Raw genomic sequence first — 12,192 nt, forward strand, 5'->3', positions numbered from 1 at the left:
TCGTCGCTACGCTGGCCGGGTGACGACGCAGGGGACGCGGCCGGCGGCGCGCGGCATCGGGCTCGGGCTGGCGGCGCTGGGGCGGCCCGGCTACCTCACGCTCGGCCACGGCGACGACTTCCGCGACGGCGTGACGGTCGACGACCTGCGGGCGCGCACGCACGCGGTGCTCGACGCGGCGTGGGCCGCCGGCGTGCGCTACGTCGACGCGGCGCGGTCGTACGGCCTGGCGGAGCGGTTCCTCGGCGAGTGGCTGGCCGCGCATCCGGGCCGCCGCGCCGAGTTGACCGTCGGCTCGAAGTGGGGCTACACGTACACCGCCGGGTGGCGCGTCGACGCCGACGTGCACGAGGTCAAGGACCACTCGCTCGAGACGTTCGAGCGGCAGTGGCAGGAGACGCTGGCCGCGCTCGGCGGGCCGCCGGACGTCTACCTCGTGCACAGCCTGACCTCGGACAGCCCGGCCCTGGGCGACGACCGGCTGCTGGCCGCGCTGGCGCGGCTCGCGCGCGACGGCGTCGCGACCGGGTTCTCGGCCAGCGGCCCGGACCAGGGGGCCGTCATCGAGCGGGCGCTGGCCCTGACGGCCGACGGCCGGGCGCCGTTCCGCGCGGTCCAGGCCACCTGGAACCTGCTGGAGCCATCGGCCGGGCCGGCGCTGACCCGGGCCCACGACGCCGGCTGGTACGTCGTCGTCAAGGAGGCCGTGGCGAATGGGCGGCTCACCGATCGCGGCGACGTCACGGGGGTCCGTGCCGCGGCGCACGCGGCCGGGACGAGCCCCGACGCGCTGGCGCTGGCCGCCGTGCTCGCGCAGCCGTTCACCGACGTCGCGCTGAGCGGCGCGACCTCCGTCGACCAGCTGCGCAGCAACCTCGCCGGCGGCGCGGCGGACGACCTACCGGACGTCGCCGAGGACCCGGAGGCCTACTGGGCCGGCCGCTCCGCGCTCACCTGGACCTGAGCTCGTCGTGCAGGCCGCGGGCGACGCGGCCCATCGCGATCTCCGCGGCCGGCTGGGCCGCCGCCGCGACCCTCGACCTTGTCAGCGCGACGACGGCGAACCGCCCGCCGTCGGCGTGCTCGACGACGCCGGCCTCGTGCCGCAGGTTGAGCAGCGTCCCGGTCTTGGACGACCACGTCGAGGCGTCGCTGACGAACTCCGGCGCGAGCCGGTTGCGGTGCACGTTCGCCGCCAGCAGCTGCCGGAGCCGCGCCGCCACGCCGGGGTCGATCGCGTCGCCGGTCCACAACGCGGCGAGCAGCGCGGCCAGCGACCGCGCGGTCGCGGTGTTGGCCCGCGCGACGTCCAGCTCGGCGATCGGGCTGCCGCCGCCACGCCCCGTCGTGCCGATGGCGAGGTCGTGCCGCAACCCGCCGTCGAGCGCCTCGGCCGGCGTCGCCATGAGCACGTCCATGCGGTGCCGCAGCGAGAACCCGTCGATGCCGAGGTCGCGCAGGACCGCGGCCACCCGCGCCGGCGGCGTGAGGTCGAACAGCGCGTCGGTGGCGGCGCTGTCGCTCAGCGACGTGCTCAGGTAGACGAGGTCGGCGACGGCGACGCGGGCCGGGTGCTGGAACCGGGTGATGCCGGTCGGGCCGGGGGTGTCGACGCGGCCGGGCGCGACCTCGACCGGCGCCGCGCCGTCCAGCTCGCCGCGCCTGACGCGCTCCAGCGTCGCGAGCGCCAGCGGCAGCTTGACCAGCGACGCGATCGGCAGCTCGACGTCGGCGTCGAGGGCCAGCTCGGTGCCGTCGTCGAGGTCGCGGACGAGGAACGAGCCGGCCAGCCCGGCGTCGACGAGGTGGTCGCGCCACTCGTGCAGGGACGTCACGACGCCTCCAGACAGCGGGCCAGCAGTGGCCCGAGCGTCGTCGTGAGGTGGTCGGCGTCGAGCACCGAGGCGGCGGTGACGGCGTACCCACGGACCAGCGAGGCGTCGCCGATCGGCCGCCACGTCAGCCCGCAACCGGCCGCCTCGCGCGGCGTGCACAGCAGGGCGTCGTCGGTGCGGATGACCTCGGCCACCGCACCGGCCAACGACGACACCCGCAGCTGGGACGGGCGCAGCCCAGCGGCGACGGCGAGCCGGGCCAGCGCGTCGCCGACGTGCGGCACGTCGTCCTCGGGCCGCAGCCAGATGCGGCGGTCGGGCACACCGGCGTCGCGGGCCGGCCGCAGCGAGGCGAGGAACACCCGCCGGGCGCCGGACGGCCGCAGCGTCGCGAGGCCGAGCGGCACCGTCCACCGCGCCTCGGGCTCGGGCACCGGCAGGACGGCGGCGCGGACGGCGCGGTCGCGGACCAGCTCGCGCCGACGCTCCGGCTCGGCGTGCTCGACGACCAGCGCGACCCCGGCGTCGCGGGCGTCGGCGACGAGGTCGACCAGCGCGGCGAGCGGGAGGTCGACGGGCAGCGCGAGGCCGACCGGCGCGGAGCCGGCCCGGGCGGCGCCCGCGCGCAGGTCGTCGGCGGCGTCGAGGACGCGGCGCGCGGCGGGCAGCATGGTGCGGCCGAAGTCGGTGAGCGCGGCGCGGCGGGTCGTGCGGTCGAAGACGACGCCGCCGAGGTGCTGTTCGAGCGCGGCGACCCGGCGGCTGGCGACCGGCTGCGGGATGCCGATGGCGGCCGCACCCTGGGTGAAGCTGCCGCGCTCGCTCACCGCGACGAACGCGGCGCAGGCGGCGACGAGGTCCATGACCGCACCGTACTATGCCGGATCGGCATGGAATCGTCCGTATCCGTCTTTGCACGCATGGTGAGTGGCGGCGAGGCTGGTCGCATGCGACTCACCGCCCTGCCGGTCCTCGCGGCCGTCGCCGCCCTCCTCGCCGGGTGCGGCGCGGACGACGCCCCGCCGGCCTCGGCCCCGGCCGCGTCCAGCCCGGCCGCACCGAGCACCACGAACCCGCCGACGACGGATCCGGCGGTCGCCGCCGCCCTGACCGCGCTGGAGGACGACTACGCGGCCCGGCTCGGCGTCTACGCGATCGACACCGGGACCGGCCAGGTGGTCGAGCACCGTCCCGACGAGCGGTTCGCGTTCGCGTCGACGCACAAGATGCTGTCCGCCGCCGCGGTGCTGCAGGTCACCGAGCCCGCGGACCTCGACGAGCTGATCGAGGTCGACCCCGCCGAGGTGGTCGGCTGGTCGCCGGTCACCGAGCCGGCCGCCGGCGTCGGGCTGACCCTGCTGGAGATCATCGAGGCCGCGATCACGCTCAGCGACAACACCGCGGCGAACCTGCTGTTCGAGCAGGTCGGCGGCCCGGACGGGCTGGAGGCCGCGGTGCGCGGATTCGGCGACGAGACCACGTCGTTCGACCGCATCGAGCCGGGCCTCAGCGACTGGGCGCCCGGCGAGGAGCGCGACACCACGACGCCGCGGGCGATGGCCGGCAACCTCCGGGACCTGCTGCTCGGCGACCTGCTGACCGACGAGGACCGGACGCTGCTGCACGACACCATGCGGGCCAACACCACCGGTGACGAGCTGATCAGGGCCGGTGTGCCGGACGGCTGGGTCGTCGCGGACAAGACCGGCTCCGCGACGCATGGCGGGCGCAACGATGTCGCCGTCATCGAGCCGCCGGGCGCCGCGCCGATCGTGCTCGCCGTCTACTCCAACCGGCTCGATCCGGAGGCGGAGTCCGACCCCGCGCTGATCGCCGCCGCGACGGAGATCGTCGTCGACGCGTTCAGCGACTGATCACGGCTCGGACGGGCGCAGCCGCGAGCCGTAGCGGGCGAACAACGCCTCGTTGTGCGCGTCGCCCTCCGGCACGTTCGCCGAGACCAGCACCGGCACATCCGCGCCGGCCGCGAGCAGCAGCCCGCACACCTCCGTCACCATCAGCTGCGCGATCAGCACGCCGGTCAGCGAGGACGTCGGCGTGATGCGGACGCCCGTGGGCAGCTCCAGGGTGGCGTCGCCACGCGGCGAGCCGTTGTCGATGACCACGTCGGCCAGCTCGAACAGCCTCTGGCCGGACGGGTGCCGCGAGGTGATCTGCCTGCTGTGCTCAGCCGACGTGATCGCGATGACGGGGTGCCCGCCGGCCTTGGCCAGCCGGGCCAGCTCGACGACCGAGCCGTTGCCGCCGGAGTTCGACGTGATGACGAAGACGTCGCTCGGGTGCAGCTCGGCGAGGTCGAGGATGCGCTGTGCGAGCGCCGGGTCCCGCTCGACGGTGGGGTCGAGGATCTCGCGCGGGTCGGCTCCGCCGTACATGACGAGGTCCTTGATCGACAGCGCGTTGGCCGGGACCAGCCCGCCGGCCCGGCCGACGATCTCGGCCGTGATCGAGCGGGAGTGTCCGGTGGCGAACGCCTGGATCAGCCCGCCGCCGCGCAGTCCGTCGGCGATCAGCCGGGCGGCCGCGGAGATCGCGTCGGCCTGGGTGGCGATCAGCCGGTCGGCCGCGGCCAGCAGGATCCGCGCGGCGGCGTTCTGGTCGATCGTCTCGGCGTCGGTGGTCATCGTGTCAGCCTCCGTGGATGGTGCGGTGGACGAGTTCGTGCAGGACCCCGGCGGCACGCTCGGCGGCGTCGGGACGGAACGGTGAGATCAGCACCTCGTAGCCAGGGCTGGCGAAGTCGGCGGCGGCGGGCAGGTAGCCGGCGTAGCCGTTTGCGTACCCGAGCAGCACCGACGGCGCCGCGGTGTCGCGCAGCGACAGGAACGGCTCGCCGCCGATGCCCTGCAGCGTCAGCCCGCCGAGCCGGACCGCGGCCAGTTCCAGCGGCACCGTCTCCGGGCCGCCCACGCGGCGCGCGGCCGCCTCGACACCCTGCAGGGCGGTGACGGCAGCCCGCCCGGCCGGGTCATCGTCGGTCAGGCCGGCCAGCCGGCCGGTGAACTCCGTGCGCAACCCGGTCAGCCGGTCGCCGTCGTCGTGCCGGGCCGGCAGCGGCAGCGTGGCGTGGGCCGCGGCGATCCCGTCGTCGGCGGTCCAGGCCCGGCCCGGCGCGGCGACGAGCTCGGCGACCTGGTCCGCCGCCAGCGCGGCCAGCCTCCGGCCGTCGGCCTCGGTCTGGGCGTGACGGGTCCAGCGGGTGCTGACGTCGCCGGCCGCTCCCGTCACGACGACCACCCAGGCCGACCCGCCGAGCCGGGCCTGCAGCTCGTCCCGGATCCACGCCGTCAGATCCCCGCTCACCACCGACGACGCCGCCGGCAGCACGGTCGGGTGCACCGGCACGACGGCCACCACGCCGTCCACCCGATCGGCGCCGAAGCGCAGCACGTCGACCGGCACCCGGTGGTCGCCGGTGTCGGCGCCGCGGCGCGACCCGACGCCGTCCAGCCGGCCCGAGTGGTGGCTCGCGGCGCAGTCCGTCTCGGCCGCGACGGCGTCCCGTGCCGCCGCGACCGCCGCGTCGGCGACGGCGGACAGCCAGCCGGACGGCGTCGTCCCGCCGCCCGGCCCGGATCCGACGTCGGGGCCGGAGTGCGTGTGCGTGGCGCACAGCCAGACCTCGCCGACGCCGGCCAGCCGGCGGCGGACCTCGGCGGCCAGGTCGGCGTTCACCCCGACCAGCTCGGCGACGACCAGCAGGAATCGGTTCGTCTCCGCGGCGATCGATACGCAGCCGACCCGCAGCGGCGCCAGCGTCCCCGCCGACGGCGCGGTCCGGGCGGCGTACCCGCCCAGCGGCGTGCCGTCCGGGACGGCCAGCGTCGCGGACCCGTGCCCGACCCTCACCGCACCGCCTCGACCAGCCGCCGGGTGATCGCCATCGGGTTCGTGACGGCGGTCCCGACGACGACGGTGTGCGCGCCGGCGTCGAAGGCGGCCAGCACGTCGTCGCGGGTCCAGTACCGGCCCTCCGCGACGATCGGGCAGTCCAGCTCGTCCACCAGCGTCCGGACCAGCGCGAGGTCCGGGCCGTCGACACGCTCGCCGCCGGTGTACCCGGACAGCGTCGAGCCGACGAGGTCGGCGCCCGCTGCCCGCGCGTACCGGCCCGCGGCGAGCGTGTCGACGTCGGCCATGACGGGCACGCCCAGCCGGTCGTGGATGGCGGCGATCAGCTCGGCGAGGTCGCCACCGGGCCGGGGCCGATCGGTCCCGTCCAGCGCCACCACCGTCGCGCCGGCCCGCACCACCGTGGCCGCCGACTCGAACGTCGGCGTGATGTAGACGCCGTCGCGGTCGCCGGTCTTGTTGATGCCGAGCACCGGCACCGAGACGACAGCGCTGATCGCGGCGACGTCGGCCGGGCCGTTCGCCCGGATGCCGGCCGCGCCGCCGGCCTCGGCGGCCCGCGCCATGAGCGCCATCGGCTCCGGTCCGTGCAGCGGGTTGTCCGGGCCGGCCTGGCACGAGACCACGATCGAGCGGAACGGGAACACGGTGTCAGACATGGGCTTCACTCCCAGCGGTCAGCATCAGCGGCTCGTAGGGGCCGAGCCCGGCCAGCAGCCGGACGGCGCCGTCGAGCGGGTTGCCCAGCGGCTCGCGCACGTCGACGCCCGGGCAGCGGGCCCGGATGGCGTCGGTGAACGGCTGTCGCACGAGATCGTCCATCGCGAACAGGCCACCGGCGTAGGACACCGGCACCCGGGCCGTGGTGGGGAACGAGCGGGCCAGCACGGCCGCCGTCGTCGCGACCAGGCCGTCGACGGCGTCGGCCCAGATGCCCTGGGCCACCGGGTCGCCGGCCCGGGCCACCGCGGCCACCCACGGCGTGCACCGGGCGACCATCCGCACCGGCGCCGGCGACGTGTAGATGCGCTGCGACAGCCCGGCGAGGTCGCCCAGCGCGTCCTGCGCGGCCTCCGTCAGCGCGGTCGCCGGGCCGCGGCCGTCCCGGGCGGACAGCACCGCCCGCAGCGCCGCCCGCCCGATGGAGAAACCGCTGCCGGAGTCGCCGAGCAGGTAGCCGTGGCCGTCGCCCTGGTGCGCCCCGCCGTCGGCGGCGATGCCCAGGCAGACGACGCCGGTGCCGGCCGTCGTGACCACACCGGGGGCGCCCCCGAGCGCCCCGGCGTGCGCCGTCACCATGTCCGGGCCGAGCCACACCTCCGGGTCGCCGAGGCGATCGTGGATGCGCGCGGCCAGCCGGCGGCGCCGGTCCGGCTGCAGCGGCGCCGCCGTCAGGCCGAGGCAGACCCGCCGCACCCCGGGCGGCGACCCGAGCCCCTCGTACGCCTCGGTCACCGCGTTGGCGACGCTGTCCAGCAGGTCCGTCTCGGCGCTGTAGGCGAACCCGCCGGCGTGCGTGATCTCGACGACGACACCGTCGCGCACCAACGCCATCCGCAGATTCGTCTGCCCGCCGTCGACGGCCAGCTCCAGGCTCACTTGATCCCCGCCGTCATCGTGATCCCTTCGACGAACTTGCGTTGGAGGACGAGGAACAGCAGCAACGTCGGCAGCAGCGCCAGCAGCGCCGCGGCCATCATCATCGGGATGCCGCCGGAGCCGAGGTTGTTGGCCTGCATCGCGGCCAGCCCGACCGGCAGCGTCCGGTGCTCCTCGTCGTTGCCGACCAGCAGCGGCCACAGATGGCTGTCCCAGTTGGTCATGAAGATGAACAGCGCCAGCGCGGCCATCGGCGAGGCCATCATCGGCGCGACGACGTTCCACAGGATCCGCAGCTCGCCGGCGCCGTCGATGCGCGCGGCCTCCAGCAGCTCGTCCGGCAACCCGTCGATGCTCTGCCGCATCAGGAAGATCCCGAACGCGCTGGTGGCCGACGGGATGATCAGGCCGGCGAAGCTGTTGACCCAGCCGAGGTCGAAGACCAGCGCGTACAGCGGCACGTAGATGACCTCGAGCGGCACCATCAGCGTCGCCAGCACGACGAAGAACAGCAGGTTCCGGCCGCGGTAGGCGAACTTGGAGAAGCTGTACCCGGCCAGCGTGCAGGTGACGACGTTGAGCAGCGTCACCGAGACGCCCACGACGGTGCTGTTGAGGTAGTACCGCGGGAACGGCGCCTGCTCGAACGGCAGCGTGAAGTTGCCCCACAGCCACTGCGTCGGCAGCCACCGCATCGGGCTGGCCAGCACCTCGTCGGCCGGCTTCACCGCCGACAGCGCCGCATAGACGAACACCGACGCGAACACCAGACCGCCGGCCAGCAGCAGCACGAAGACGACGACTCGGCCGACCGGCCGGCGCCTGCGCGACGGCGCCGCCGGACGCGCGACCACCCCGGCGCTCATGCCGACCTCCGTAGCGCGCGGAGTTGCACGAACGTCACCATGAGCAGCAGGACGAACATGAGGACGGCGACGGCGGAGGCGCGGCCCATGCGGGCGCTGGCGAAGGCCGTCTTGTACACGAACAGGTTGATCACCTCGGTGCCGAAGCTGCCGCCGGTGAGCACGACCTGCGGGCTGAATGACTGGAAGCCGCGGATCACGGCCATCACCAGGACGACGACGGTGATCGGCTTGAGCAGCGGCAGCGTGACGTAGCGCAGCCGGCGCAGCGACCCGGCGCCGTCCAGGGCGGCCGCCTCCTGCAGGTCCTTCGGGATGTTCTGCAGCCCGGCCAGGAAGATGATGAGGAAGAAGCCGACCTCCTTCCAGATCGCCGCGATCGCGATCGCCCATTTGGCCCACGTCGAAGACGTCAGCCACGGGATGTCGGTGTTCAGCGTCTGGTTGAGCAGGCCCTCCGGCTGCAGGACGAGGCGCCAGATCACCGACACCGCGACCCAGGACGTCGCGACCGGCGCGAAGTACAGTAGCCGGACGAGCGCGCTGCCGCGCATGCGGGTGTTCAGGCCGAGCGCCAGCACCAGCGCCAGCAGCACCGCCGGACCGTACGTGACGACGACGTAGAACAGCGACGCGCCCAGCGAGGCGAGGAAGCGCTCGTCGCCGAACAGGAAGCGGAAGTTGTCCAGCCCCACCCAGACCGGCGCGCTGGTCAGGTTGTAGTCGTAGAGGCTGAGCTGAAACACCCGCAGCATCGGGTAGATCGCGAACGCCGCGAACAGTGCCAGCGCCGGCAGCGCGAACACCAGCCCGACGGCGTCGCGGCGGCGTCGCCAGCCGGCCCGGCCGGTGCCCGGAGGCCGGGCCCGCGCGACGCGGGCCCGGTCCGGTGCGGTTCGGGTCAGGGCCATGCGCTAGCTCGAGACGCTCTGGTCGACCGACTCGGAGGCCTCCTCGAGGCTCTCCGCCGGTGGCTGGCCGTCGAAGACCGACCGCTCGACGGCCGCCTTGATCGCGTCCTGCACCTCGCTCCAGTGCGGCCCGACCTCGTCGAACTTGCCCTGCTGGTAGGCCTGAGACCACACGTCCAGGAACGGGATGTTCGCGGCGGCCTCGGACTGCTCCCAGCCCTGCAGGGGCTGGACGAAGTTGACGTCGGTGAGCCAGCGCTCGTGCTGCGACGTCATGTACTCGATGAACTTCCACGCCTCCTCCTGCTGCTCGGAGGCCTTGTTCACCGCGAAGTAGTAGCCGTACCAGCGTCCGGACGGGTTCGCCGGGTCCACCTGCGGGAGCGGGACGACCGCCAGGTTCTCGAACGTGTCGGGGTTGTCCTGCGCGATCTGCTCGACCGCCCACGGGTAGATCATCGTCATCGACCGGCGGCCGGAGGCGAAGTCCTCGAACGGCGACGTCGCCTCGCGCGAGGCGGTGTCGGCGTTGCCGACCTGGTCCTCGCGGATGAGGTCGTGCCAGATCTGCAGCGCCTCGACGGACTCGGGCTCGGTGAGCGCCGAGCCGGTGCCGTCCTCGTTGAGGATCGAGCCGCCGGTCTCGTTCAGCAACGTCTGCAGCTGCTGGGTGTACCAGCCGGAGTGCAGGTAGACGAAGTTGAAGCCCTCGTCTCCGGCCGCGACCAGCTGCTGGCCGTACTCGGACACGTCGTCCCAGGTCTGCGGCGGGCTCGCCGGGTCGAGGCCGGCGTCGGCGAAGTGCTGGGTGTTGATGGCGAACGCGGTGGCATTGAACTCGCTGGGGACGCCGTAGAGGGTGCCGTCGTCGCCCTTCGCGCCGTCGAGCGTGCCGTCGACGTAGAGCGCCTCCAGCTCCTCGGCGGACTCGACCCCGAACGCGGCCGGGTCGATCGGCGCCAGCAACTCCTTCGGGATGTACTCGCCGCGCAGCGCGCTGTCGTCCATGTTGATGATGTCCGGACCGGAACCGTTGCTCAGCGACGTCAGCATCTTGGTGCCGAAGTCGTTGTTCGGGATGGTCTCGTAGGTGATGTCGACGTTCGGGTTCGCCTCCTCGTACTCGGCGATGAGCTGCTCGTTGAGCTCCGTCATCGGCGGATGGGTGTGCGTCCAGTAGGTCAGCTCGATGGTGTCGCCGCCGGTCGACCCGCCGTCGGAACCGCAGGCGGCGGCGACCGCCAGTACGGCCGCGGCCGGGATCAGCACCACGCGGGCGCGCGCTCGTACGCTCATGGGTTGCTCGCTTTCGTCGGTCCGCCCGGACGGGCGGAGCGGAAGGTCAGGCGGAACGCCGGGCATGCCTGCGCAGCGCCGGGGCGGGCACTGGCCGGAGCTCGGCGGTCAACTGGAAGCGGTCGCCGCGGAACAGGTCGGTGCCGCACTCGACGACCCGCCCGTTCGGGCCGAACGTGACGACGTCGAGCTGGAACGCCGGCCGTCCCGGCTCCGTGTGCAGCACGGCGGCGATCCGCTCGTCGAGCAGGGTCGGCTCGATGATGGTGCGGCCGGTCAGGATCGGGATGCCGTAGCGGTCCGCGAGCAGGTCGTACCAGGACCCGTTCAGGTCCGCCGGCGTCAGGTCCGGCACGATGTCGTCGGCCACCCACGTGGTCTCCACGCCGATGGGGTCGCCGTCGGCGGTGCGGAGCCGGGTGAACCGGACGATCGTCGTGTTGACGGGGATGCGCAGCGTCCGGGCCTGGCGCGGACCGGCCGGCAGCCGCCGGAACTCCAGCGTCACGCTGCCAGGCACGAGTCCGCGGTTGCGCATCTCCTGGGAGAACGAGGTCATCGCGAGGCGGCGGGTCAACTTCGGTCGCGCGACGAAGTTGCCCCTGCCGTGCTCGCGTACGACGAGCCCGGCCGTCGCCAGGTCGTCGAGGGCCCGCCGCAGTGTCATGCGGGCCACGCCCCAGTCGTGCGCCAGCCGGCGCTCCGACGGGAGTGCGACACCCTCGTCGCCGTGGTCGATGAGCTCCAGCAGGCGACCGCGTACCTGCGCGACCTTGCCGGTCGCGGACCCGAAGCCGTCGTTCGCCATGGTGTGAGCTCCTCGACATGAGGTGAGGTGCGCACCTTTATAGTCCGTGCCGCAGAACCGCACCAGGGCGTCGGCGAAGCCCGAGTAGACCAGTGGCGGGGCTGCGGTCGGCGGCGATGCCGCAGGCCACGGGCTTTTGTATCTCTGAGGGCGGCAACTGGTCCAAACGGAGGTCAGCGCAGCAGCGACCGCTCCGTGGGCGCCAGCCGCAGCACGGCGGGCGGCCCGGACAGCCGTCGGCGGAGCTCGGCGCGCAGGCCGGGCCGCTCGGTCCACCCGGCCCGGTGCGCCGCATGCGCGTCGGCGTCGGGGAAGCGCGCCACCCACACGAACACGTTGGCGTCGTCGTGCACGGGCAGCGCCGGGAAGGTGTTGGGCGACGAGTCGGTCTCGAGGCGAGCCACCGGTGCGGCGCCCAGGGCGGGCTCGGCCTCGGTGGTGAAGAACTCGGCGAACTCGCGGAGGTCGCCGGCGACGGGGTAGACCTCGACGGCCACGAGCGCGGACGTCGCGGCGGCGGGCGGCCGGTCGACGGCGCCGCCGACGCCGGGGAGCGGGAAGCCCGACCCGGCGTCCACGGGATGCAGCAGGTGGACGTCGTCGGAGTCGATCATGGTGACGTTGGCGGCCGCGCCGTGCCGGGCCCACACCGGGCCGTGGTAGAACGCCGTGAGCGCCTCGTGCCGGGTGGCCATGTCGGCGAAACCGCGCAGCCAGACGAACCGGCCAGGTGCGTCGAGGTCGCGGAACTGGCCGATCAGCCGGGCGCCGAGCACCTCCTGCGACTCGACGAACTCGCGATCGAACAGCGCGACGAGGTCGTCGCGGCGGTCGGCGTGCACGGTGTACTGCCGCAGCTCGACGATGGGGCAGCACAGGTCGGTCGTCATGCCGGGCACGGTAGTGCCCGGCACCGACAGCCCTAGGGGGTGTCTGACGGATCTTCGGCGGCGCGGATCGACGCCCAGGAACCGACCAGCTGCGTTGTCGTCGTCGCCCGATGG

Annotated in this window: 13 protein-coding genes; 2 read left to right on the top strand and 11 right to left on the bottom strand. The window is 74.0% G+C overall.

The genetic code is table 11. The features are described 5' to 3' along the window. The first annotated feature begins 19 nt into the window (after window positions 1-19). Window positions 20-964 carry an aldo/keto reductase gene (locus BLU82_RS31155; protein ID WP_092624712.1) on the top strand — a complete coding sequence of 315 codons (945 nt, stop codon included), beginning with the start codon at window positions 20-22 and terminating at the stop codon, window positions 962-964. Here BLU82_RS31155 and BLU82_RS31160 read toward each other — a convergent pair. Beyond that, a complete protein-coding gene (locus tag BLU82_RS31160) occupies window positions 951-1,835 on the bottom strand; it encodes a serine hydrolase (protein WP_092624713.1) in 885 nt (294 codons plus the stop codon). The two genes, BLU82_RS31155 and BLU82_RS31160, sit on opposite strands and share 14 nt — an antisense overlap. Beyond that, the gene (locus BLU82_RS31165; RefSeq protein WP_092624714.1) at window positions 1,832-2,698 is read right to left on the bottom strand and encodes a LysR family transcriptional regulator; all 867 of its coding nucleotides are present in this window, start codon (window positions 2,696-2,698) and stop codon (window positions 1,832-1,834) included. Before BLU82_RS31165 ends, BLU82_RS31160 begins: the two co-directional genes overlap by 4 nt. 84 nt (window positions 2,699-2,782) lie before the next feature. Between BLU82_RS31165 and bla the strand changes: the two genes are divergently transcribed. Next, window positions 2,783-3,709 carry a class A beta-lactamase gene (gene bla, locus BLU82_RS31170; protein WP_092624715.1) on the top strand — a complete coding sequence of 309 codons (927 nt, stop codon included), beginning with the start codon at window positions 2,783-2,785 and terminating at the stop codon, window positions 3,707-3,709. Here the strand turns inward: bla and BLU82_RS31175 are convergent, their stop codons facing one another. The 9 genes from BLU82_RS31175 to BLU82_RS31215 form a co-directional block, all read right to left on the bottom strand. Then, the gene (locus BLU82_RS31175; protein WP_092624716.1) at window positions 3,710-4,480 is read right to left on the bottom strand and encodes a sugar isomerase domain-containing protein; all 771 of its coding nucleotides are present in this window, start codon (window positions 4,478-4,480) and stop codon (window positions 3,710-3,712) included. It abuts the gene before it with no gap. Between the two features lie 4 nt (window positions 4,481-4,484). Next, window positions 4,485-5,705, bottom strand: a complete 1,221-nt coding sequence (locus BLU82_RS31180) for a hypothetical protein (protein ID WP_092624717.1) — start codon at window positions 5,703-5,705, stop codon at window positions 4,485-4,487. Continuing rightward, window positions 5,702-6,367: an N-acetylmannosamine-6-phosphate 2-epimerase gene (locus tag BLU82_RS31185; protein WP_092624718.1), complete on the bottom strand. Its 666-nt coding sequence runs from the start codon at window positions 6,365-6,367 to the stop codon at window positions 5,702-5,704. Before BLU82_RS31185 ends, BLU82_RS31180 begins: the two co-directional genes overlap by 4 nt. Further along, the gene (locus tag BLU82_RS31190; protein ID WP_092624719.1) at window positions 6,360-7,307 is read right to left on the bottom strand and encodes an N-acetylglucosamine kinase; all 948 of its coding nucleotides are present in this window, start codon (window positions 7,305-7,307) and stop codon (window positions 6,360-6,362) included. The genes BLU82_RS31185 and BLU82_RS31190 overlap by 8 nt, the downstream gene beginning before the upstream one ends. Beyond that, window positions 7,304-8,173: a carbohydrate ABC transporter permease gene (locus BLU82_RS31195; RefSeq protein WP_092624720.1), complete on the bottom strand. Its 870-nt coding sequence runs from the start codon at window positions 8,171-8,173 to the stop codon at window positions 7,304-7,306. The genes BLU82_RS31190 and BLU82_RS31195 overlap by 4 nt, the downstream gene beginning before the upstream one ends. Then, window positions 8,170-9,084: a carbohydrate ABC transporter permease gene (locus BLU82_RS31200; protein WP_092624721.1), complete on the bottom strand. Its 915-nt coding sequence runs from the start codon at window positions 9,082-9,084 to the stop codon at window positions 8,170-8,172. The genes BLU82_RS31195 and BLU82_RS31200 overlap by 4 nt, the downstream gene beginning before the upstream one ends. Before the next feature lie 3 nt (window positions 9,085-9,087). Next, entirely contained in the window at window positions 9,088-10,380 is a 1,293-nt protein-coding gene (locus BLU82_RS31205; RefSeq protein WP_157741386.1) for an extracellular solute-binding protein, read from the bottom strand. Between the two features lie 46 nt (window positions 10,381-10,426). Beyond that, the gene (locus BLU82_RS31210; RefSeq protein WP_092624723.1) at window positions 10,427-11,188 is read right to left on the bottom strand and encodes a GntR family transcriptional regulator; all 762 of its coding nucleotides are present in this window, start codon (window positions 11,186-11,188) and stop codon (window positions 10,427-10,429) included. A gap of 173 nt (window positions 11,189-11,361) precedes the next feature. Then, the gene (locus BLU82_RS31215; protein ID WP_092624724.1) at window positions 11,362-12,078 is read right to left on the bottom strand and encodes an NIPSNAP family protein; all 717 of its coding nucleotides are present in this window, start codon (window positions 12,076-12,078) and stop codon (window positions 11,362-11,364) included. Between the last annotated feature and the right edge of the window lie 114 nt (window positions 12,079-12,192).

Source organism: Jiangella sp. DSM 45060, assembly GCF_900105175.1.
GTDB lineage: Bacteria > Actinomycetota > Actinomycetes > Jiangellales > Jiangellaceae > Jiangella.